We start from the raw sequence: 21,916 nt of genomic DNA, 5'->3' as shown, positions 1-21,916 counted from the left end.
CCCGACGACAGGAGCACAACGACATGCGACGGACGCACCGGTTCGCGCGACTGGTGGTGCCCGCACTGACCGTCGTCCTGCTGGCGGGATGCGCCCAGCGGATCGAAGGAACGGCGGTGTCGATCTACGACAACCCCTTCACCGTGGCGGGGCTGCCCGTCACCTCCGGGGCGTCGGGTCCACGCAGCGGGGTGCCCGATGCGGACATCGAGATCGAGAACACCGACGGCGGTCCCGTCGACGTCCTGGCCGGCAACGCGATCGCCGACATCGAGGAGTATTGGCGTCAGGAGTTCGCGTCGGTCGCCCGGGGCACCTTCCGCCCGGTCGAGACGATCGTGTCGTGGGATCCGTCCGAGCGCCGGGGTCCGCGTTTCTGCGGCAAACCCACCTACGACTTCATCAACGCGGCCTACTGCAGCGGGGGTGACGAGATCGGATGGGACCGCACCTACCTCATGCCGCAGCTCATCGACAGCTTCGGGCCGATGGCCGCGGTGACGGTCCTCGCCCACGAGTACGGGCACGCCGTCCAGCACACGGCGGGGCTGGTCGCCGAGGACGATCCCGGCATCGTGTTCGAGCAGCAGGCCGACTGTTTCGCCGGTGCCTTCATGCGGCACGTCGCGGAGGGCCGCTCGACGCACTTCCAGCTCGACACCTCCGACGGGCTGAACAACGTGCTCGCGTCGATGGTGCTCTTCCGCGACGCCGATCCGAACGATCCCGACTCGATCCACGGTTCGGCCTTCGAACGCGTGACGGCCGTGCAGATCGGGTTCACCGACGGGGCCGGCTCGTGTGCGCGCATCGATTCCGCCGAGATCGAGTCGCGCCGCGCCGACCTGCCGCAGTACTACGACTCCGCCGACGACGGCGAGCTACCGGTCACCGGCGAGTCGGTCGAGGCGATCTTCGAGTCGTTCCACCAGGTCTTCGACCTCGACGCCCTGCCGCAACTCGATCTGTCGGGCGCCGACCTCGGGTGCTCGGACGCCCGGGCCACCTCACCGGTGTCGTACTGCCCCGCGACGAACACCGTGGGCGTCGACATAAAGGCACTGAGTGAGCGCGGTACGGCCGCCCCGCCGGGAAGCGGATTCGATCCCGGTGTCCGCGGCGACTACAACGCCTACGTGCTCGTCGCCTCCCGCTACGCCCTCGCGGTGCAGAAGGAAGCCGGCCAGTCGCTCACCGAGCCGCGCACGGCCCTGCGGGCGGCCTGTCTGTCCGGGGTGATCAGTGCCGCGCTGAGCCCCGACAGCACCCTCGCCTCGAACGTCGACCCGAGCCAGGTGCTCGTGTGGCTGTCCCCCGGCGACCTCGACGAAGCGGTCTCGGGTCTGCTCACCGACGGACTGGCGGCGAGCGACGTCAACGGCAACACGGTGCCGAGCGGATTCGCCCGGGTGGATGCCTTCCGCACCGGCGTCCTCGGCGGCGAGGCCGCCTGCACCGGCCGTTACCGCTGAGACGACACCGGCCGCCCACCACGAGTGGTGAGCGGCCGGGCCGACGGATGCGTAGGGATCAGTAGAGGGCCATCGCGAGCTTGCGACGCGACGACACCACGACCGGATCCGCGGCGTCGAACAGTTCGAACAGTTCGAGGAGCCGGGTGCGTGCCGCGGTGCGTTCGTCCCCGGCGCTGCGGCGCACGAACTCGATGAGACGACCGAAGGCCGCCTCCGGCTGCTGCGCGAACAGTTCGGCGTCGGCCGCCGTGAACTGGGCTTCGAGGTCGTTCGGAGCGGCATCGGCGCGCTCGATCGCATCCTCGGGGACCGTGCTCGCGCGGGCCAGGAAACGCACCTGACGCAGCGCGGCCTGCGCCTCGGTGTTGTTCGGCTCGGAGTTCAGGACGAGCTGGTAGGCCGCCTCGGCGCCCTCGAAGTCGCCGTTCTCGAGCGCCTGCTCGGCGGCCTCGAAACGCGGGTCGGCAGGCTGTTCCTCCGGTTCGGCGCCGGGAGGGCCGGACAGCTTGCCTGCGACGGCGTTCCGGATGGCGTCGAGCCACTGACGCAACGCGGGCTCGGGCTGCACGCCCTGGAAGTCGGCGAGCGGCTGGCCGGCCGCGATCGCGACGACCGTGGGCACCGACTGGACGCCGAAGGCCTGCGCGATCCGCGGGTTGGCGTCGACGTCGACCTTCGCGAGGACCCACGCGCCGTTCGCTTCGTTCGCGAGCTTCTCGAGAACGGGCGAGAGCTGCTTGCACGGCTCGCACCAGGTCGCCCACAGGTCGACGATCACGGGCACCTGCGTCGACCGCTGCAGCACCTCGGTTTCGAATGTCGCTTCGGTGACGTCCACGATCGGGGCGATGGCAGCGGGTGCGGCGCCGTCGCCCCCGGACGGAGGCGGAGGCGGCGGCGCGGAGGCCCTCTCCTTGAGCGGTGAGAGATCCACCGCGCCGGACATCGCCGCGGCGACGGCGGCAGAACGTGCTGGACGGGAACCGGGTCGAGTCACGTCCACCAGTTTGTCACGAGTGGTCCGAATCGTGCTGCGCGGACCGGGGACGCAGCCGTGAGATCAGACGGTCGCGGTGACGTCCTCGCGGGTCGCCGGAGCGGACAGCTCTCCGAGGCGACCGGTACGCACGGCCCAGCGCTCGAAGACGATCGTGCCGAACGGGGGCACGCTCGACACGAGGGCGAGGAAGGTCGTCTTGAGATCCCACTTCAGCGACCACGCCGTGAGGAGCGCGATGAGCACGAACGGGATGAAACCGGCCACGCCGTGCACCATGCCCGGGATCGCGATGGCCTCTTCGTAGCCGAGCACCCACTTGAAGAACATGGCGATCAGGAGGGCGAGCCAGGTCACCGCCTCCCAGATCGCGATCAGCCGGAATCGTTTCGCGGGCGTGGACACGTCGAGGATGTTGGTCATGCGGCCATTGTGCCGAAAGGCCTACGACAAGCCGTAGTTCAGTGAGAGACATCACGGCCCCGGCATGCTTGCGCCGGGGCCGTGATCATGCTCTCGGGAAGAGGGTCAGTTCTTGGGCACCCGCACGATGAGCGCGTCGCCCTGGCCGCCACCACCGCACAGGGCGGCAGCGCCGACGCCACCGCCGCGGCGCTTCAGCTCGAGCGCCAGGTGCAGCACGATGCGCGCACCCGACATGCCGAGCGGGTGGCCGAGCGCGATCGCACCGCCGTTGACGTTCACCTTCGCCGGATCGATGCCCAGCTCACGGGCCGAGACGATGCCGACGGCGGCGAACGCCTCGTTGATCTCGACGAGGTCGAGGTCCTTCGGGTCGACGCCCTCGCGCTCGCAGGCCTTGGCGATCGCCCGGGCCGGCTGCGACTGCAGGGTCGAGTCCGGTCCGGCGACGACGCCGTGACGGCCGATCTCGGCGATCCAGCTCAGCCCGAGCTCGGTGGCCTTGGCCTTGCTCATCACGACGACCGCGGCGGCACCGTCGGAGATCTGCGAGGCCGACCCGGCGGTGACGGTGCCGTCCTTCGAGAAGGCCGGACGCAGCGAGCCGAGCGACTCGGCGGTGGTCTCCGGGCGGATGCCCTCGTCGGCGGCGAAGACGATCGGGTCGCCCTTGCGCTGCTTGATCGACACCGGCACGACCTCGTCCTCGAACAGGCCGTCCTTCCAGGCACGGGCAGCGTTCTGGTGCGAGGCGGCGGCGAAGGCGTCCTGCTCCTCGCGGGAGACGAAGCGGTCGCCGGAGTTGGCCGACTCGGTGAGGTTGCCCATCGCCTGGTCGGTGAAGATGTCGTGCAGGCCGTCGTAGGCCATGTGGTCGCGCAGGGTCACGTCGCCGTACTTGAAGCCGGCGCGGGACTTCTCGAGCATGTGCGGGGCCTGGCTCATCGACTCCTGGCCGCCGGCGACGACGACGTCGAACTCGCCCGCGCGGATCAGCTGGTCGGCCATCGCGATCGCGTTGATGCCCGACAGACACACCTTGTTGATCGTCAGCGCCGGCACATCCATCGGGATGCCGGCGGCGACGGCCGCCTGACGGGCCGGGATCTGGCCGGCGCCGGCGGTGAGCACCTGGCCCATGATGACGTATTCGACCTGTTCAGGAGCCACGCCGGCGCGCTCGAGTGCGCCCTTGATCGCCACGCCACCGAGATCCGATCCGGAGAAATCCTTGAGCGAACCCTGCAGGCGCCCCATGGGCGTCCGGGCTCCGGCGACGATGACAGAACTGCTCACGGGACATTCCTCCGAAAGATCGGCATGTGATCGGAAAACTCCACTCGGATATTCACCTGAATCCCGATAGGAGTGCACTCAACGGTACCGCTACCGTCTAGAGCATGACCGAGACCTCTCCCACATCCACTCCGGCGGCGTCCGTTCTCGCTTCCGGACTCGTCACCGCCATCGATCACGTCGGCATCGCGGTACCCGACCTCGATGCCGCTCTCACCTGGTACGCCGAGAACCTCGGCCTCGTGTCCACCCACGAGGAAGTCAACGAGGAGCAGGGCGTGCGCGAGGCGATGCTGGCCGTTCCGGGGACCCCCGAAGGGTCCACCATGATCCAGCTGCTCGCCCCGCTGAACGAGAACTCCACGATCGCGAAGTTCATCGACCGCAACGGACCGGGCCTGCAGCAGCTCGCCTACCGCGTCTCCGACATCGACGCCGTCTCCACGGCGCTGCGCGAGCGCGGCGTCCGGTTGCTGTACGACGCTCCCCGTCGCGGTACCGCCGATTCGCGCATCAACTTCCTGCATCCGAAGGACGCGGGCGGCGTCCTCGTCGAGCTCGTCGAGCCGGCGGCACATCCCGCTCACTGACGGCCGTTCCGGTGCGCTCCCGAAGACGGATGGGGCGGGAGCGCACCCGGGTCGTACCCGCAGGGACCGGGTAGATTGTCTCCATGGTCTTCGATCGTGATCGCGCACCCAGCCACCTGCCGTTCTCCATCGTGCGGAAGGGCTTCGACCGCGACGAGGTGACCAACTACTTCGCACGGTTCGAGGCCGAGCTGCGCGTGACCGCCACCGACCGCGACGCTGCTGCCGCGCAGGCCCGCGATCTGGCCCGTCAGCTCGAGAACGCCCGCAACGAGATCGACGAACTGCGCAAGGACGTCGACCGTCTGTCGGTGCCTCCCACCACCGCCGAGGGTATGAGCGACCGCATCTCGCGGATGCTGCGTCTCGCCTCCGACGAGGCCTCCGAGCTGCGTGCCCGCGCCGAGGCCGACGCCGCCGAGATGATCTCGCTGGCGGAGCAGGAGGGCATCCGCCTCCGGGGCGATTACGAGAAGAAGCTCGCCGAACTCGAGGACACCCGCATCGCCTTCGCGGCCGAGCACGAGCGGACGATGACCGCGGCCCGCGCCGAGGCCGAGCGGATCGTGGCCGCTGCCCGCGCCGAGGCCGAGCGACTCGACGCCGAGGCAGAGGCCAAGCGCGAGCAGGTGCAGCAGGACTTCGAGATCACGATGTCCGAGCGCCGCACGAAGTTGCTCGGCGCCCTCGACGAACTCGAACGGACGAGCAAGGCCGAGGCCGAACGTCGTGTCGAGGAGGCCACGCAGGAAGCCGAACGGCGGCTCACCCGCGCTACCGAACAGTCCGAGCGGAAGGTCGCCAACGCGCGCGACCTCACGGAGGAACTCCGCGTGCTGCGGGGACGCATCCTCGGCCAGCTCGACGCCGTTCGCGAGCAGCTCGACGACGTCCCCACGCTGCTCGCGGCGATCAACCGCGAAGGCGAACTGCTCGATCGGGAGATCTCCCTCGACGAGCCCCGCACGACCGTCCTCGGCACGGCGCGCGACAAGCAAGGCAGCGACAAGCAGGGCGGCGACAAGCAGGGTTCGGACGACGAGAGCCCGGAGGAGCCGGCATCCGTCAAGGCCGACGCGAAGGCGGACAAGACCGCGCCGCTGCCGCAGACCGACAAGACCACGCCCCTGCCGCAGGCCGACCGGACGGTGCGTATCCCGAAGAGCGATGCCCCCGGCTCGGCCTCCGGCCCGAACTCGGCCGGGCAGCCGAACACCGGCGGGCAGGGATCGCAGTCCACTCCGCGTACGCCGAACGCCTCGGCACCGCATCGCTCCCCCTCCGTCGGTGCCGGTGCGCAGGGTCGCTCCCCCGCCGTGGCCAGCAAGGTCCGCAACTGACGATCGGTAGCCGTCGGCTTGACCTTCGAGTCGGTCGAAGCTTCATGATGGGCCGGTGACCGACCCGGAGATGATGTCGATCGGCGTGTTCGCCGAACTCGTCGGACTGACCGCGAGCGCATTGCGGTTCTACGACGACGCCGACCTGTTGCGCCCCGCGCACGTCGATCCCTCGACGGGATACCGGTTCTACTGCCGGTCCCAGGTCCCGCGCGCCTGCCGGCTGCGGCAGTTGCGGGAGATCGGAATGCCGCTGCCCGCCATCGGCGAGTTCTTCGCCGCCGACGCGGACGAGGCAGTGCGACTGCTCGACGACCACGTTGCGGGGATGACCTCGGAGGCCGACAGGCTCCGACGGGCCGCCGAGACCCTCGGCGCGTCCCTACGTGCCGAATCACGCCGCGTGGTCTGCACGGTGCCGGGACCCGTCCTCGCCGGGGCCGTCGATCAGGTCTCCGCCTCCACCGGTCACGACCCCGACATCCCGGTGCTGAACGGCGTGCACATGGAAACCGGATCCGGCTGCGTGAGGTTGACCGCCACCGACCGGTACCGGCTCGCCACCCGGACGCTCGTGCCCACCGATCCGATCTGCCCGTCCTGGGCCGGCACACTCGCCGGCGACGATCTGCGGGTCGCGACCTCCCGGCTCCGGTGCAGCCCGTCGGTGATCGTCGAAGCGGATGAGCGGGCGGTCACCTTCCGCACCTCCGCCGGTGACGTCCTCCACTGCCGTCTGCTTCCCGAGCCGTTCCCCGACCACCGACTCCTCCTGGACTCGCTCCCCGCGGTGACGCAGCGGGTCACCCTCGGCAAACGCCGCGTGGTGACAGTGCTCGAGCAGCGAGCACCGGAGACCGTCGGCCTACGGACCTCCCCCGACCGGCCGGTCCTGGTGTTCCCCGACGGGGACGAGGTGCCGCTCGACGGTACGGCCACCGGACCGGAGCTGACGATCTGGTTCGACCTGGTCACCGTGTATCCGGCATGGAGTCACGCGCTCGGCGACGACCTGATGCTCGACGTGCGCGGTCCCGATCTGCCGGTCACCGTCCGATCGGCCGACGACGGGGATCTCACCACGCTCGTCATGCCGCGCAGTGCCCCCTGACACAGCGCCCCCTGACACAGCGTTCTCCGATACAGCGCCCCCGCATTCGCCGAACACCTCGACAGGAGTCTCATGTCCACCTCCCCCTCGACACCCGATCCCACGATGGACGCGATCGGCGCAGCGGTCCTCCGCGGCCGCGACGGCGACACCGAGTCGGCCCGGCGTGACCTGCTGTCCCTGTGGGAGCGGATCGGTGCGGCGGGCGACGCGTTCCATCGCTGCACGCTCGCGCACTATCTCGCCGACCTGTACGACGATCCCGCCGAGTCCCTGGTCTGGGATGTCCGCGCCCTCGACGCTGCCGATGCCCTCACCGACGAGCGTGCCCGGGAACACCACGACGCCCTCCGGGTCGCGGGCTTCTATCCGAGCCTGCACCTGAACCTGGCCGACGACTTCCGACGCCTCGGATCGTTCCGAGTGGCCGCGGAACATCTCGACCGCGCGCAGGACCACCTGTCCGCGCTCCCCGACGATCCCTACGGCGACACCATCCGCACGGCCGTGCACGAGGTGCGACAGGCGATCGCCGACCGCGACACCACACCACGAGCGTCCGCACCGGGCACCGCCCGCTGAGGCGCGGAACGGACGCGCCGGTTCGACCGGCAGCGGCCGTCTATGCCCGGTTCCCGTAGGCGGCCATGAACATGTCGATCAGGCCGTCGATCGCGTGTTCGTCGACAGGCCGGGGTGTCAACAACCAGCGGTAGTAGAGGGTTCCGCACAGCACTTCCGCGGGATACTCCAGATCCGCGCCGGGGACGAGTTCACCGTTGCGCTGGGCTCGCAGGATCCGATCGTAGGTGCGCTGTTCGACCGTGGACAGGAACCGTTCGTACAACGTGGCCCGGAGTTGTGGGTCCGCTTGGGCCTCGGCGATGACGGCTCGGTAGACGGGTCCGATCGGCGGCGTGGACAGGGCGTGGCACGAGCGCACGAACTGCTCGTGCAGGTCCGATCTGATGTCCCCGTCCGTGCGGTAATCCAGATCGCTGACCCACACGAGGCCGAGCGCGTCGAGCAGGAGCGCTGCGATGGACGGCCAGCGCCGGTAGATCGTGTGCTTCCCGACTCCGGCCCGTCGTGCGACCGCTTCGATGCTCAGCCCCGCGTAACCGACCTCGGCCGCGAGTTCGAGCGCCGCGTGCAGCAGCTCTCGGGTGCGCGCAGCGCCGCGGCGCCGCGGGCCGGCGGGCGAATCGGTCATACGCGCAATTCTATCGACACGCTCCGTGCCGTTGACGGTCGCCGCAATCGGGAGCATGATTCTCGCTATCGGCACACACCGTGCCGATAGTTCGACGCAGTATCTCGGGTGCAACCGACCCTCACCGACAGAGGAGACGCCGTGAAGACCATGACCTGCCGACAGCTGGGTGGCCCCTGCGACCTGGAGTTCAGCGGAGAGACCGCCGACGAGATCATCAAGGCACAGGATCGTCATCTGCGCGATGCCGCTCGAGGTGGCGACGCGACCCATCAGCCGGCACACGAACAGATGAAAGGACGCTGGCGGCACCCGATCAAAGCGATGGGGTGGTACCGCGACGTCAAGAAGGCGTTCGCCGACCTTCCCCGAGGCGACGGCCGAACGGCGACCGAACGCTAGGACCAGCGTCGCGTGGGGCGGCGGGTCCCGCGTCCCGCCCAGCATCCGCTGTGCCAGTGCCGCCGGTCCTCCGCACCGCCGAGCGCATCGGTCGGCCAGGCGACGACATGGGGTGTTCCCGGCGCGATCTCGTGATCGCATCCCGGGCACCGGTACGGCTTGGTGGCACGCGAACCCGGCACGGTGCGCACAGTGAAGCGTTCCCATTCGGCCCCCGCGGGACCGTTCTCGGTGCGCACCGTCGCCCCGAAATAGGTCGGGGATTCGTCGGCCGCCCCGCCGCGCTTGCGACCGGTGCGGGATCTGTTGCGGCGCGGCACGATCAGAACAATCTGAACTCGGTGCTCTCGGTGCCCCGCAGCGCCTCGTAGTCGAGCACGAGGCAGCGGATGCCGCGGTCCGTGGCCAGCGTCCGTGCCTGCGGCTTGATCTGCTGAGCCGCGAACACGCCGCTGACGGGAGCGAGCAACGGATCCCGGTTGAGCAGTTCGAGATAACGGGTGAGCTGCTCCACGCCGTCGATCTCGCCGCGACGCTTCACCTCCACGGCGACGGTCGCTCCGTCGGCATCGCGGCACAACAGGTCCACAGGGCCGATCGCCGTGGGGTATTCGCGCCGGATGAGGGTGAAGCCCGTCCCGAGGGTCTCGACGTGCTCGGCGAGAAGTTCCTGCAGGTGCGCCTCGACACCGTCCTTGATCAGACCGGGGTCGACACCGAGTTCGTGGCTCGAATCGTGGTCGATCTCTTCGAGAGTGATGCGCAGCTGCTCGCCCGCCTTGTTGGTGACCACCCACAGGGCCTCGGCGTCCTCGACGGACTCCTCCTCGAGCCAGCAGGGTGGGCTCATCCAGTTCAGGGGCTTGTAGGCACGGTCGTCGGCGTGGACGCTCACCGAACCGTCGGATTTGACGAGGAGGAGACGTCGGGCCGTCGGCAGATGAGCCGTCAGGCGTCCGATGTAGTCCACACGGCAACGGGCAATCACAAGACGCACACAGCCACCCTAGAGGATCGACTCGACTAGTCTCGAACGACCATGCCCGCACGCAGTCACCGCACGGCCCCGCTCGGATCGGCGATCCTGGGAGAGCCTGCCGAACCGATCCGACGGCAACGCATCAGGATCCAGACCCTGTTGACGTTCTCGCTGATCGGTACGCATCTCGTCGGTGCCCTGATCGTGGCCGCTCTCATCAACGTCGTGATCCCGGGCCCGTCGGTACTGACCTCCGATTTCCTCATCGTGACCGCGATCCTCGCTCCGGTCTACGTGGTCTCGGCCGTCGTGGTCGGTTCGGTGCTCGGCACCCGGGCGACGCTCCGCAGGCTGCGGTGGGCGCTGGAGAACCGCCCGCCCACCCCGCAGGAACAGCGGATCGCGTTGCGGATGCCCTGGCGTACCACCCTCCAGCAGGGAGCGCTGTGGTTCATCGGGTTGATCCTGTTCACCGTCGGGTTCGGGGTCATCGACCCGCAGACGATCCCGAAGGTCGCGCTGACCATCACTCTGGCCGGCGTCACGGTATGCGGATTCGCGTACATGTTCACCGATTTCGCGCTGCGCCCCATCGCGGCGCGTGCGCTCGAGGTCGGGACGCCTCGTCGCCCGCGACTGGCCGGCACCACCGGACGGGTGATGCTCGCATGGGCCCTGGGCAGCGCCGTGCCCGTCGTCGGTCTGCTGTTCATCGCGGTGTTCAGCTTCATCCGTCCCGTCACGCCCACGCGACTGGCGATCACCATCCTCGCCATCGGCGGACTCGGTCTGCTCACCGGCTCGCTGCTGATGTTCCTCACCATCCGGTCGACGATCGCGCCGATCGAATCGGTGCGCGCCGGGATGCAACGCATCGCGTCGGGCGACTTCGACACCGCGGTCGTCGTCTACGACGGAACCGAATTGGGACAGTTGCAGACGGGATTCAACCGGATGGCCGAAGGCCTGCGCGAACGGGAGAAGCTGCGCGACGTATTCGGCCGCCATGTCGGACGGGAGGTCGCGGCCGCGGCGCTGGCCAATCCCGGTGTCCTCGGCGGTGAGGAACGGGACGTCGCAGTGTTGTTCGTCGACATCGTCGGGTCCACCGCGTTGGCCGCGAGTCGCCCGCCGACCGAGGTGGTGGCGCTGCTCAACCGTTTCTTCGCGGTCGTCGTCGAAGAGGTGCACGCGGCCGAAGGATTCGTCAACAAGTTCGAGGGCGATGCAGCGCTCGCGATCTTCGGGGCGCCGGTCGCCCTCGACAACGCCGCCGGCTCCGCGCTCGGCGCCGCGAGAAGGATGGCGCGACGCCTCGCCGACGAAGTGCCGGAGTGTCGCGCGGGTATCGGGGTCACGGCAGGTCGCGCGGTCGCCGGGAACATCGGCGCGCAGGAACGCTTCGAGTACACCGTGATCGGCGATCCGGTCAACGAAGCGGCGAGACTGTCCGATCTCGCGAAGACCGTTCCGGGTTACGTCGCGGCGTCGGCCCGCACCGTGCAGCTCGCTCCCGAGGACGAACGCGCACGGTGGGAGCTGGGTGAGGAAATCACCCTGCGCGGCCGCTCCGAGCCGACGCGCCTGGCGATTCCGCGCGCGGACTGACGGCCGGCCTCACTCCCCCGCCAGTACCGCGTCGAGGAACTTGCGAGTGCGTTCCTCACGGGGACTGGTGAAGATGCGCTCGGGCGGCCCCTCCTCCACGATGCGTCCCTGATCGAACATCAGCACTCGATCGGAGACGTCGCGGGCGAAGTGCATCTCGTGCGTCACGATGAGCATCGTGATGTCGGTCGTCTCGGCGATCGTCCGCAGCACGTCCAGCACGTCGGCGACGAGTTCGGGGTCGAGGGCCGAGGTGACCTCGTCGAGCAGCAGGATCTCCGGATCCATCGCGAGGGCACGGGCGATCGCGACCCGCTGCTGCTGACCACCCGACAGCTGCGTGGGATGGGCGGTCTCCTTGTCGGACAGACCGACCATCGCGAGCAACTCCCGCGCACGGTCGCGTGCCTCGGCCTTGCTGCGACCGAGGACGTGGACCGGAGCCTCGGTGAGGTTCTCCATCACGTTCATGTTGGGGAACAGGTTGAACTGCTGGAAGACCATCCCGATGCTGCGACGCATCGTCCTCAGGTAGCGCTCGGAGGCCGGGACGAGACGCGTCCCCTTGCGTTCGTGGCTCAGTGGTTCGCCCTTGACCCACACCACGCCGTCGTCGATCTTCTCGAGGGTCATGAGCAGGCGCAGGATGGTCGTCTTGCCCGAACCGCTCGGTCCGATCAACGTGACCCGTTCCCCCGGGGCGACGGTGAAGTCCAAGTGGTCGAGGACCACGTGATTACCGAATTGCTTGACCACGGAGTCGAAACGGATCATGGATCCGTCGGAGGTGGCGGCGGGCAGCGAGTCGCCGTCGGCACCGGCTTCCTTGTGCATCTCAATAGGCAAGGCGACGCTCCAATCGGCGGACGAGCAACGACGTCGGGTAGCTGGCGATGAGGAAGATCAGGCCGGCCAGTGTGAGCGGCTCGAGGTACTGGAAGTTGCGCGCACCGAACTGCTGGGCCGCGGTCACCATCTCCACGACGGAGATCGTGAAGAGGAACGGGGTGTCCTTGAACAGCGACACCGCGTAGTTGCCCAGCGCAGGCACGACACGGCGCACGGCCTGCGGCAGGATCACCGCACGCCACGTGCGCATGGGCGACAACGACAGGGCGCGGCACGCCTCCCATTGTCCCTTCGGCACCGCGTCGATGCCCGCCCGGTACACCTCGGCCATGTAGGTCGAGTAATGGATCCCCAGTACGGCGATGCCGATCTGCAGCGCACTGAACTGCGGGAGGAGGTAGTAGACGAAGAGCAGCTGCACCACGAGCGGGGTGAGCCGGATGAACTGGACGACGGCGGACAGCGCCGTCGCGAGCACCTTCGGCAACGAGCGACGGGCGACGGCCACGACCAGCCCGAGCACCGCAGCGACCACGAATCCGAGGACCGTGGCCAGCAGGGTGATCCGGAATCCTTCGAGCAGTACCGGAAGGGCCTCGGCCGCGCGTTCCCAACTCCAGTCGACGGTCATGAGCGTGCCCCCAACGGCTGATCGAAGACCGGGGCGAGCCCGAAGATCTCACGCAGAGTGGGACCGGTCCCGAGTCGGCTCTTCGCCCGCACCTCGAGCGCATTCATCAGCAGCGTCAGCAGATAGCCGAGCACGAAGTACAGCACCAACCCCACGCCGAACGCGAAGATGGTGTCGCCGCTTCCTCTACGGAGCTGCTCGATCTGGAACGTGAGGTCCTGCAGGAGGATATAGCTCGCCAGTGCCGTTCCCTTGAGCAACTGGATGAGCAGATTCGTCAGCGGCGGGATCATCTCGGCCCAGGCCTGCGGGAAGATCACTCGTCGCATGCGCTGCCAGTAACCGAAATTCAGCGCCGTCGCCGCCTCCAGTTGCGGCTTGGGCACCGACGCGATCGCACCGCGCACCACCTCCGCTCCGTAGGCGCCGTAGTTGAGCGACAGGGCGAGGATCCCGCACACGATCGATTCGAGCCGGAACCCGAACAACGGAAGGACATAGAAGAACCAGAACAGCTGGACGAGAAGCGAAGTGCCGCGGAAGAACTCGATGAACACCCGCGCACTGCCGCGCAGGGCGAGGTTCTTCGCGCCTGCCGCCAGTCCGAGGGCCACGGCGAGCAGGAACGCGAAGACCGCACTCCCCACGGTCAGTTCGACGGTGACGAGCAGACCGTCGAACAGTTGCGGGAAGGAGTTCCACAGCAGTTCGATCTTGGAACCGAAATCCATTACGACGCAGCCGAGATCAGGAAACGCCCTCGCAGAGCATCTCGGTCGTCAGCCCCGGATCGGGCATCTCCGCCTCCGTGAACCCGAACTCGCCGACGATCGACAGGTACTTCTGCGGGTCGGACGTGATCTTCGCGAGTTCCTCGTTGTAGGCGTCGCGCAGTTCGGTGTCCTCCTTGCGGAAGACCGTTCCGCCGGCGCCCACCTGAGGCACCCCGTCGATCTCCGCGACGAACGACTCGGTGACGTCGACGGGTGCACCCTCGTTGTTCTGTTTCATCCAGTTCAGGGAGATACCCGTCAGCGCGAAGACGTCGGCGCGTCCGTTGACGACGGCATCCATCCCGTCCTGGGGAGACGCCACCTGCATCGCGTCGATGCCGAGCGCAGAGGCGTAGTCGGCTTCGATCGCGCCGGTCATGACCGCCATCCGGACGCCGCTCTCGGCGATCGACTGCATGTCGGCGAGCTGTTCCGGATTGCCCTGCGGGACCATGAGCGCAGTGGTGTAGTTGAACTCCGGCTCGCTGAACAGTGCCTGTTCGCAACGCTGCGGCAGGATCGACATGCCGGCACTGACGACATCGAACCGTCCGGCCTGCAGGCCGGGAATGAGCGCACCGAAGTCGGTGGCCACACCTTCGACGTTGTCGATGCCGAGGTTCTTGAAGATCTCGCGGTGCAGAGCGACGGTGGCGCCGGTGAGTTCGCCGTCCTGCATGAAGCTGTAGGGCGCCTCGCCGGCGAAACCGACGGTGACGGTCCCTTCCTGCTGGAGTCGTTCGAGGGTCGAACCCTCGCTGTCGGTGTCGACGCTCGTACATCCTGTGACGGCCGCGCCGATGAGTCCCAGTCCCGCGATCACCGCCGTGAACTTGCCGGCGGTACCCGTAGTCGATCGATTCGTCATCGTCTCGCCCCTCCTCGTCGTCGACGAGAACGCCCCCGACAGGCGCTCACACGCCGAACCCACACGAACCGTGCGATCGTGCATGAGCGGACGTTACCGACATAAGTAGGCATAGCCTGGAACAGAGCGTGTTTGTTACGAGGTCGTGATCCGCTGGGCGCCGGCGATCGGAGCGGGCGTACCGTACCCGAAAAGCGTTCGGAGCGTAAGGACTTTCCCGTGAGGTGGGATCCCCCGACAGGTCCGGGGAGAACCCGGAGAACACGAAAGGGGACCCACAGTGTGGGTCCCCTTTCGGAACGGGTGTTCGGCGGTGTCCTACTCTCCCACACCCTGTCGAGTGCAGTACCATCGGCGCAGACAGGCTTAGCTTCCGGGTTCGGAATGGGACCGGGCGTTTCCCTGTCGCTATGGCCGCCGTAACTCTATGAAACTTCACGCATCGGATTCGGTTCTCCCCCAAGGGGATTCCCGATATCTGATGTGTGTGTTGTTTCAGATACCGCACAGTGGACGCGTAACATCTTCGTGGTAAGTCCTCGGCCTATTAGTACCGGTCACCTCCACCCATTGCTGGGCTTCCAGTTCCGGCCTATCAACCCGGTGGTCTGCCGGGGGCCTTACCCCCTCGAGGGGGTGAGAAACCTCATCTTGGAACAGGCTTCCCGCTTAGATGCTTTCAGCGGTTATCCCTTCCGAACGTAGCCAACCAGCCATGCCCCTGGCGGGACAACTGGCACACCAGAGGTTCGTCCGTCCCGGTCCTCTCGTACTAGGGACAGCCTTCCTCAAGTTTCTAACGCGCGCGGCGGATAGAGACCGAACTGTCTCACGACGTTCTAAACCCAGCTCGCGTGCCGCTTTAATGGGCGAACAGCCCAACCCTTGGGACCTACTCCAGCCCCAGGATGCGACGAGCCGACATCGAGGTGCCAAACCATCCCGTCGATATGGACTCTTGGGGAAGATCAGCCTGTTATCCCCGGGGTACCTTTTATCCGTTGAGCGACACCGCTTCCACATGCCGGTGCCGGATCACTAGTCCCGACTTTCGTCCCTGCTCGACCTGTCAGTCTCACAGTCAAGCTCCCTTGTGCACTTGCACTCGACACCTGATTGCCAACCAGGCTGAGGGAACCTTTGGGCGCCTCCGTTACATTTTGGGAGGCAACCGCCCCAGTTAAACTACCCACCAGGCACTGTCCCTGAACCAGATCATGGTCCGAGGTTAGAGGTCCAATACGATCAGAGTGGTATTTCAACAACGACTCCACAACCACTGGCGTGGCCGCTTCACAGTCTCCCACCTATCCTACACAAACCGAACCGAACACCAATACCAAGCTATAGTGAAGGTCCCGGGGTCTTTTCGTCCTGCCGCGCGTAACGAGCATCTTTACTCGTAATGCAATTTCGCCGAGTCTGTGGTCGAGACAGCAGAGAAGTCGTTACGCCATTCGTGCAGGTCGGAACTTACCCGACAAGGAATTTCGCTACCTTAGGATGGTTATAGTTACCACCGCCGTTTACTGGGGCTTAAATTCTCAGCTTCGCCACCGAAATGGCTAACCGGTCCTCTTAACCTTCCAGCACCGGGCAGGCGTCAGTCCGTATACATCGTCTTACGACTTCGCACGGACCTGTGTTTTTAGTAAACAGTCGCTTCTCTCTGGTCTCTGCGACCACCCCCAGCTCGGACCGCAAGGGCCGTCACCGGGCGTGGTCCCCCTTCTCCCGAAGTTACGGGGGCATTTTGCCGAGTTCCTTAACCACAGTTCTCTCGATCGCCTCGGTATTCTCTACCTGACCACCTGTGTCGGTTTGGGGTACGGGCCGTGTACCAACTCACTAGAGGCTTTTCTCGGCAGCATAGGATCACTGAATTCCCCTCAACGGGTACGCATCACCTCTCAGGCTGTATGAATGGCGGATTTGCCTACCATTCGCCCTACCGGCTTACACCAGGTATTCCATCACCTGGCCCAGCTACCTTCCTGCGTCACCCCATCGCTTGACTACTACAATCGGGGTCCCGTGCAGCCATCCCCACAGTTCCCGAAGGAACAGCGGAGACTTTTGGACGGTTAGCACAACTGATTCGCCATTGGGCGCGGATACACGGGTACGGGAATATCAACCCGTTGTCCATCGACTACGCCTGTCGGCCTCGCCTTAGGTCCCGACTCACCCTGGGCGGATTAACCTGGCCCAGGAACCCTTGGTCATCCGGCGGACGAGTTTCTCACTCGTCTTTCGCTACTCATGCCTGCATTCTCACTCGCGCAGCCTCCACACCTGGATCACTCCGGCGCTTCCACGGCTGCACGACGCTCCCCTACCCACCCACACCACTGCCGGAAAAGTCGTAACCCTTCCGGGGTGTTGTGTGAGTGCCGCGGCTTCGGCGGTGTACTTGAGCCCCGCTACATTGTCGGCGCAGAACCACTTGACCAGTGAGCTATTACGCACTCTTTCAAGGGTGGCTGCTTCTAAGCCAACCTCCTGGTTGTCTCAGCGATCCCACATCCTTTTCCACTTAGTACACGCTTAGGGGCCTTAGCCGGCGATCTGGGCTGTTTCCCTCTCGACTACGAAGCTTATCCCCCGCAGTCTCACTGCCGCGCTCTCACTCACCGGCATTCGGAGTTTGGCTGATTTCGGTAAGCTTGTGGGCCCCCTAGACCATCCAGTAGCTCTACCTCCGGTGAGAAACACGCGACGCTGCACCTAAATGCATTTCGGGGAGAACCAGCTATCACGGAGTTTGATTGGCCTTTCACCCCTACCCACAACTCATCCCCTCAGTTTTCAACCTAAGTGGGTTCGGGCCTCCACGACGTCTTACCATCGCTTCACCCTGGCCATGGGTAGATCACTCCGCTTCGGGTCTAGAACATGCCACTAGATGCGCCCTATTCGGACTCGCTTTCGCTACGACTACCCCACACGGGTTAACCTCGCGACATGCCACTAACTCGCAGGCTCATTCTTCAAAAGGCACGCCATCACCCCCAGCAGCAAGCTGCTCGAAGGCTCTGACGGATTGTAAGCGCACGGTTTCAGGTACTATTTCACTCCCCTCCCGGGGTACTTTTCACCTTTCCCTCACGGTACTAGTCCGCTATCGGTCACCAGGGAGTATTCAGGCTTATCGGGTGGTCCCGACAGATTCACACCGGATTTCACGGGCCCGGTGCTACTCGGGTACTTCTCACGAGAGCCGGCAAGTTTTCGTCTACGGGATTCTCACCCTCTACGACAGGCCGTTCCAGACCACTTCGACTAACCAACCGGTTTCTTACTCTCGCCCGTCATGACAGTGACGGGAAGAAAAGCCCCACAACCCCACGGATGCAACGCCTGCCAGCTATCACACACCCATGGTTTAGCCTCATCCGCTTTCGCTCGCCACTACTCACGGAATCACTGTTGTTTTCTCTTCCTGTGGGTACTGAGATGTTTCACTTCCCCACGTTCCCTCCACACACCCTATATATTCAGGTGCGGGTAACACGACATCACTCGTGCTGGGTTTCCCCATTCGGAAATCCTCGGATCACAGCTCGGTTGACAGCTCCCCGAGGCATATCGCAGCCTCCCACGTCCTTCATCGGCTCCTGGTGCCAAGGCATCCACCGTACGCTCATAAACACTTACAACAAAGATGCTCGCGTCCACTGTGCAGTTCTCAAACAACACACAACAACCCCTACCGCAAGAAACCCTGAGGTTCTTGTTTCGCGGATCATCGTCGCTGATCAAACACATTGCGTGTTCTCTCAGGACCCAACAGTGCACCGATATAGCTCCCCGGATTTCTTCAGGTGAAGAAACCTGTTCGAGAAGCGATTGTCAGCGTTCCACCCATGAGCAACCGTGTCCCACGATCGGGGACAATCGGTCTCTGGCCGCACACCACACCCGACAATTCGGGGTGTATGGGCAGATGCTCCTTAGAAAGGAGGTGATCCAGCCGCACCTTCCGGTACGGCTACCTTGTTACGACTTCGTCCCAATCGCCGATCCCACCTTCGACGGCTCCCTCCCACGAGGGGTTAGGCCACCGGCTTCGGGTGTTACCGACTTTCATGACGTGACGGGCGGTGTGTACAAGGCCCGGGAACGTATTCACCGCAGCGTTGCTGATCTGCGATTACTAGCGACTCCGACTTCACGGGGTCGAGTTGCAGACCCCGATCCGAACTGAGACCGGCTTTAAGGGATTCGCTCCACCTCACGGTATCGCAGCCCTCTGTACCGACCATTGTAGCATGTGTGAAGCCCTGGACATAAGGGGCATGATGACTTGACGTCGTCCCCACCTTCCTCCGAGTTGACCCCGGCAGTCTCCTGCGAGTCCCCACCATCACGTGCTGGCAACACAGGACAAGGGTTGCGCTCGTTGCGGGACTTAACCCAACATCTCACGACACGAGCTGACGACAGCCATGCACCACCTGTCTACCGGCCACAAGGGAAACCACATCTCTGCAGTCGTCCGGTACATGTCAAACCCAGGTAAGGTTCTTCGCGTTGCATCGAATTAATCCACATGCTCCGCCGCTTGTGCGGGCCCCCGTCAATTCCTTTGAGTTTTAGCCTTGCGGCCGTACTCCCCAGGCGGGGCGCTTAATGCGTTGGCTACGGCACGGATCCCGTGGAAGGAAACCCACACCTAGCGCCCACCGTTTACGGCGTGGACTACCAGGGTATCTAATCCTGTTCGCTACCCACGCTTTCGCTCCTCAGCGTCAGTTACTGCCCAGAGACCCGCCTTCGCCACCGGTGTTCCTCCTGATATCTGCGCATTTCACCGCTACACCAGGAATTCCAGTCTCCCCTGCAGTACTCGAGTCTGCCCGTATCGCCTGCAAGCCCGCAGTTGAGCTGCGGGATTTCACAGACGACGCGACAAACCGCCTACGAGCTCTTTACGCCCAGTAATTCCGGACAACGCTCGCACCCTACGTATTACCGCGGCTGCTGGCACGTAGTTGGCCGGTGCTTCTTCTGCAGGTACCGTCACTTGCGCTTCGTCCCTGCTGAAAGAGGTTTACAACCCGAAGGCCGTCATCCCTCACGCGGCGTCGCTGCATCAGGCTTGCGCCCATTGTGCAATATTCCCCACTGCTGCCTCCCGTAGGAGTCTGGGCCGTGTCTCAGTCCCAGTGTGGCCGGTCGCCCTCTCAGGCCGGCTACCCGTCGTCGCCTTGGTAGGCCATTACCCCACCAACAAGCTGATAGGCCGCGGGCTCATCCTGCACCGAAAAACTTTCCACCCCAGGACATGCATCCCGAGGTCATATCCGGTATTAGACCCAGTTTCCCAGGCTTATCCCAGAGTGCAGGGCAGATCACCCACGTGTTACTCACCCGTTCGCCACTAATCCACCCAGCAAGCTGGGCTTCATCGTTCGACTTGCATGTGTTAAGCACGCCGCCAGCGTTCGTCCTGAGCCAGGATCAAACTCTCCGTTGAAGACTCACAATCACCCCGAAGGGGTAATCAGTCAAAGACATCGAGTCAAATCACTAGCATAAAAACTCAAACTAGCTCTAACACTGGATCACCGCAGACGGAAGAATGCGATGTCCAGCAACAACCACCCACAAAAAGTGAAGTGGTCGCACCAAATATTATTTGGCACTGACATTCATCGGCACACTGTTGAGTTCTCAAAGAACACGCACACACCATCGATCCCGAACCTTCCGGTTCGTTCACTCCGGGGTGACTGTTCATCAGGAGGTCTCTTCGACCTCCGGGGCCACCGACCTTACCAGAAGAATCGGGGGCTCGTAACCAAGTTCAGGCGCCTTCGTCCAACCTCGTTGTCCCGTTCCTCTCGGCCCGGGTCGGTGTCCGTGTCGCTCTGACCTGGAATAAGTTACGCGAGGATCAACTGCCTGCCAAATCGCCTGGTCAGAGGGGGTAAGCCTCGAGGAAAGCCCAGGTGGATGTCCGTGAAAGGCGCCGACAGGACCGAAATCGCTTCCGGTGACGCCGGACACAGGCCACGATCAAGGGTTTCTCCCTAGTGCGACAGGAGCCGGCCTTCTTCGACACCCACCCGCTCGATGGTTCCGCCGAGCTCCTGGAGGATCTCGACGAACCGCGGATAACCACGATCGATGTGGTAGACGTCGTGCACTTCCGTGACCCCGTCCGCACACAGGCCGGCGAGCACCAGACCTGCGCCCGCACGGATGTCCGATGCCCACACGGGAGCACTCGACAACTGCTCCACTCCCCGCACGACCGCGTGATGACCGTCGGTGCGGGCGTCCGCTCCGAGACGCACCATCTCCTCGACGAACCGGAACCGCGCTTCGAAGACGTTCTCGGTGATCATCGACGTCCCGTCGGCGATCGCCGCGAGACCGATGGCCATGGGCTGCAGGTCGGTCGGGAATCCCGGATACGGCAGCGTCGCGAAGTTGACGGCACGGGGCCGCTCCTTCTGCACGACATGGAATCCGTCGGCCAACGGCGTGACTTCGGCGCCGGCACTTCGCAATTTGTCCAGCACCAACGCGAGGTGCTTCGGATTGACGCCACGGACGGTGAGGTCGCCCCGCGTCATCGCTGCTGCGATCCCCCATGTGGCCGCGACGATCCGGTCGCCGATGCACCGGTGTTCGGTGGGACGGAGGGACGAGACTCCCGAGACCCGCAGCGTCGTACTGCCCGCTCCGGTGATCCGCGCCCCCATGCGGACGAGCATGTTGCACAGGTCGACGATCTCGGGTTCGCGGGCCGCGTTGTCGATGGTCGTGTCCCCCTTGGCGAGGACCGCGGCCATGAGGATGTTCTCCGTCGCTCCCACCGAGGGGAACGCCAGGCGGATGGTCGCGCCGTGCAGGTCGTCCGCTTCCGCCACGACGCACCCGTGCTCGATCGACGAATGGGCGCCGAGCAGGCGCAGACCCGCCTGGTGCATGTCGAGCGGACGGGAGCCGATGGCGTCGCCGCCGGGCAGCGCCACGATCGCCTTGCGGCAGCGTGCGACCAGCGGGCCGAGTACACAGACGGACGCCCGGAACTGCCGGACGGCCGCGAAGTCGGCGCGGTACTCGGGTTCGGCAGGCGTGGTGATGCGCACGGCGTCGCCTTCGAGTACGACCTCACATCCGAGTCCGCGCAGGACATCGGCCATCAGGGGCACGTCGAGGATGTCGGGGCAGTTGGTGATCGTGGTGGTGCCCTCGGCGAGCAGCGCCGCAGCCATCAACTTGAGGACGCTGTTCTTGGCGCCCCCGACGACGACGTCGCCGGAAAGGCGGTTCCCACCTGTGACAAGAAAGCGTTCACTCACAACGACACAGCGTAACGGGCGTGTCCGTGGGGAGAGCAGAGCCGG

General features: G+C 65.2%; 18 protein-coding genes and 3 rRNA genes. 7 read left to right on the top strand and 14 right to left on the bottom strand.

What is annotated here, in order from left to right; translation table 11 throughout:
- Positions 1-23 precede the first annotated feature (23 nt).
- Entirely contained in the window at positions 24-1,472 is a 1,449-nt protein-coding gene (locus LPH33_RS08755; protein ID WP_229567835.1) for a neutral zinc metallopeptidase, read from the top strand.
- 58 nt (positions 1,473-1,530) lie between these two features.
- On the opposite strand, the gene LPH33_RS08750 is transcribed toward LPH33_RS08755, so the two are convergent.
- From LPH33_RS08750 to LPH33_RS08740, 3 genes are all read right to left on the bottom strand, one after another.
- Complete coding sequence (locus tag LPH33_RS08750) at positions 1,531-2,421, bottom strand: tetratricopeptide repeat protein (RefSeq protein WP_160876456.1); 891 nt, start codon at positions 2,419-2,421, stop codon at positions 1,531-1,533.
- Positions 2,422-2,535: 114 nt separating this feature from the next.
- The gene (locus tag LPH33_RS08745) at positions 2,536-2,895 is read right to left on the bottom strand and encodes a DUF3817 domain-containing protein (protein WP_016696456.1); all 360 of its coding nucleotides are present in this window, start codon (positions 2,893-2,895) and stop codon (positions 2,536-2,538) included.
- Between the two features lie 105 nt (positions 2,896-3,000).
- A complete protein-coding gene (locus tag LPH33_RS08740; RefSeq protein ID WP_088897434.1) occupies positions 3,001-4,191 on the bottom strand; it encodes an acetyl-CoA C-acetyltransferase in 1,191 nt (396 codons plus the stop codon).
- A 104-nt stretch (positions 4,192-4,295) separates the two neighbouring features.
- Between LPH33_RS08740 and mce the strand changes: the two genes are divergently transcribed.
- From mce to LPH33_RS08720, 4 genes are all read left to right on the top strand, one after another.
- On the top strand, positions 4,296-4,781 hold the full coding sequence (mce, locus tag LPH33_RS08735; RefSeq protein WP_016694038.1) for a methylmalonyl-CoA epimerase: 486 nt from the start codon (positions 4,296-4,298) through the stop codon (positions 4,779-4,781).
- Positions 4,782-4,864: 83 nt separating this feature from the next.
- Entirely contained in the window at positions 4,865-6,121 is a 1,257-nt protein-coding gene (locus LPH33_RS08730; protein ID WP_088897435.1) for a hypothetical protein, read from the top strand.
- Between the two features lie 55 nt (positions 6,122-6,176).
- Positions 6,177-7,232, top strand: coding sequence for a MerR family transcriptional regulator (locus LPH33_RS08725; protein ID WP_229567833.1), 1,056 nt, complete (start codon positions 6,177-6,179; stop codon positions 7,230-7,232).
- 72 nt (positions 7,233-7,304) lie between these two features.
- Positions 7,305-7,814 (top strand): hypothetical protein, encoded by a 510-nt coding sequence (locus LPH33_RS08720; RefSeq protein WP_088897437.1) that lies wholly within the window; start codon positions 7,305-7,307, stop codon positions 7,812-7,814.
- A gap of 40 nt (positions 7,815-7,854) precedes the next feature.
- Here the strand turns inward: LPH33_RS08720 and LPH33_RS08715 are convergent, their stop codons facing one another.
- The gene (locus LPH33_RS08715; protein ID WP_145693058.1) at positions 7,855-8,445 is read right to left on the bottom strand and encodes a TetR/AcrR family transcriptional regulator; all 591 of its coding nucleotides are present in this window, start codon (positions 8,443-8,445) and stop codon (positions 7,855-7,857) included.
- Positions 8,446-8,595: 150 nt separating this feature from the next.
- Between LPH33_RS08715 and LPH33_RS08710 the strand changes: the two genes are divergently transcribed.
- The gene (locus LPH33_RS08710; protein ID WP_229568299.1) at positions 8,596-8,847 is read left to right on the top strand and encodes a hypothetical protein; all 252 of its coding nucleotides are present in this window, start codon (positions 8,596-8,598) and stop codon (positions 8,845-8,847) included.
- Here LPH33_RS08710 and LPH33_RS08705 read toward each other — a convergent pair.
- Both LPH33_RS08705 and nucS read right to left on the bottom strand, forming a co-directional pair.
- Positions 8,844-9,167, bottom strand: a complete 324-nt coding sequence (locus LPH33_RS08705) for an ATP/GTP-binding protein (RefSeq protein ID WP_229567832.1) — start codon at positions 9,165-9,167, stop codon at positions 8,844-8,846. The two genes, LPH33_RS08710 and LPH33_RS08705, sit on opposite strands and share 4 nt — an antisense overlap.
- 2 nt (positions 9,168-9,169) lie before the next feature.
- Entirely contained in the window at positions 9,170-9,844 is a 675-nt protein-coding gene (gene nucS, locus LPH33_RS08700) for an endonuclease NucS (RefSeq protein ID WP_006554723.1), read from the bottom strand.
- Between the two features lie 42 nt (positions 9,845-9,886).
- On the opposite strand from nucS, the gene LPH33_RS08695 reads away from it, so the two are divergent.
- On the top strand, positions 9,887-11,434 hold the full coding sequence (locus LPH33_RS08695) for an adenylate/guanylate cyclase domain-containing protein (RefSeq protein ID WP_088897440.1): 1,548 nt from the start codon (positions 9,887-9,889) through the stop codon (positions 11,432-11,434).
- Positions 11,435-11,443: 9 nt separating this feature from the next.
- On the opposite strand, the gene ehuA is transcribed toward LPH33_RS08695, so the two are convergent.
- The 8 genes from ehuA to murA all read right to left on the bottom strand — a co-directional run bounded on the left by ehuA (position 11,444) and on the right by murA (position 21,871).
- Positions 11,444-12,208 carry an ectoine/hydroxyectoine ABC transporter ATP-binding protein EhuA gene (ehuA, locus tag LPH33_RS08690; protein WP_172414895.1) on the bottom strand — a complete coding sequence of 255 codons (765 nt, stop codon included), beginning with the start codon at positions 12,206-12,208 and terminating at the stop codon, positions 11,444-11,446.
- A gap of 61 nt (positions 12,209-12,269) precedes the next feature.
- Positions 12,270-12,914 carry an ectoine/hydroxyectoine ABC transporter permease subunit EhuD gene (gene ehuD, locus LPH33_RS08685; protein ID WP_039586827.1) on the bottom strand — a complete coding sequence of 215 codons (645 nt, stop codon included), beginning with the start codon at positions 12,912-12,914 and terminating at the stop codon, positions 12,270-12,272.
- A complete protein-coding gene (ehuC, locus tag LPH33_RS08680; RefSeq protein ID WP_039586825.1) occupies positions 12,911-13,645 on the bottom strand; it encodes an ectoine/hydroxyectoine ABC transporter permease subunit EhuC in 735 nt (244 codons plus the stop codon). Before ehuC ends, ehuD begins: the two co-directional genes overlap by 4 nt.
- Positions 13,646-13,661: 16 nt before the next feature.
- Positions 13,662-14,555, bottom strand: coding sequence for an ectoine/hydroxyectoine ABC transporter substrate-binding protein EhuB (gene ehuB / locus LPH33_RS08675; protein ID WP_039586823.1), 894 nt, complete (start codon positions 14,553-14,555; stop codon positions 13,662-13,664).
- 305 nt (positions 14,556-14,860) lie between these two features.
- Positions 14,861-14,977: ribosomal RNA gene (gene rrf, locus LPH33_RS08670) — 5S ribosomal RNA — on the bottom strand.
- 105 nt (positions 14,978-15,082) lie between these two features.
- Positions 15,083-18,214: ribosomal RNA gene (locus LPH33_RS08665) — 23S ribosomal RNA — on the bottom strand.
- 298 nt (positions 18,215-18,512) lie between these two features.
- Positions 18,513-20,034: ribosomal RNA gene (locus tag LPH33_RS08660) — 16S ribosomal RNA — on the bottom strand.
- The 16S, 23S and 5S rRNA genes sit together here, the layout of an rRNA operon.
- Before the next feature lie 556 nt (positions 20,035-20,590).
- Positions 20,591-21,871, bottom strand: a complete 1,281-nt coding sequence (gene murA, locus LPH33_RS08655; RefSeq protein WP_088899309.1) for a UDP-N-acetylglucosamine 1-carboxyvinyltransferase — start codon at positions 21,869-21,871, stop codon at positions 20,591-20,593.
- Positions 21,872-21,916 lie beyond the last annotated feature (45 nt).

This window comes from Rhodococcus sp. RDE2 (genome assembly GCF_020885655.1).
Lineage (GTDB): Bacteria > Actinomycetota > Actinomycetes > Mycobacteriales > Mycobacteriaceae > Rhodococcus > Rhodococcus pyridinivorans.
Note: the sequence above shows the minus strand (reverse complement) of the source record. Positions and strands in the feature narration are given on the sequence as shown.

What these genes read in the sequence shown, in the direction of transcription:
- mce (WP_016694038.1), top strand. Translation starts at nt 4,296, where the DNA reads ATGACCGAGACCTCTCCCACATCCACTCCGGCGGCGTCCGTTCTCGCT.
- ehuC (WP_039586825.1), bottom strand. Translation starts at nt 13,645, where the DNA reads ATGGATTTCGGTTCCAAGATCGAACTGCTGTGGAACTCCTTCCCGCAA.
- LPH33_RS08710 (WP_229568299.1), top strand. Translation starts at nt 8,596, where the DNA reads ATGACCTGCCGACAGCTGGGTGGCCCCTGCGACCTGGAGTTCAGCGGA.
- LPH33_RS08755 (WP_229567835.1), top strand. Translation starts at nt 24, where the DNA reads ATGCGACGGACGCACCGGTTCGCGCGACTGGTGGTGCCCGCACTGACC.
- LPH33_RS08730 (WP_088897435.1), top strand. Translation starts at nt 4,865, where the DNA reads ATGGTCTTCGATCGTGATCGCGCACCCAGCCACCTGCCGTTCTCCATC.
- LPH33_RS08745 (WP_016696456.1), bottom strand. Translation starts at nt 2,895, where the DNA reads ATGACCAACATCCTCGACGTGTCCACGCCCGCGAAACGATTCCGGCTG.
- LPH33_RS08695 (WP_088897440.1), top strand. Translation starts at nt 9,887, where the DNA reads ATGCCCGCACGCAGTCACCGCACGGCCCCGCTCGGATCGGCGATCCTG.
- LPH33_RS08750 (WP_160876456.1), bottom strand. Translation starts at nt 2,421, where the DNA reads ATGTCCGGCGCGGTGGATCTCTCACCGCTCAAGGAGAGGGCCTCCGCG.
- LPH33_RS08715 (WP_145693058.1), bottom strand. Translation starts at nt 8,445, where the DNA reads ATGACCGATTCGCCCGCCGGCCCGCGGCGCCGCGGCGCTGCGCGCACC.
- LPH33_RS08720 (WP_088897437.1), top strand. Translation starts at nt 7,305, where the DNA reads ATGTCCACCTCCCCCTCGACACCCGATCCCACGATGGACGCGATCGGC.
- ehuA (WP_172414895.1), bottom strand. Translation starts at nt 12,208, where the DNA reads ATGATCCGTTTCGACTCCGTGGTCAAGCAATTCGGTAATCACGTGGTC.
- ehuB (WP_039586823.1), bottom strand. Translation starts at nt 14,555, where the DNA reads ATGACGAATCGATCGACTACGGGTACCGCCGGCAAGTTCACGGCGGTG.
- ehuD (WP_039586827.1), bottom strand. Translation starts at nt 12,914, where the DNA reads ATGACCGTCGACTGGAGTTGGGAACGCGCGGCCGAGGCCCTTCCGGTA.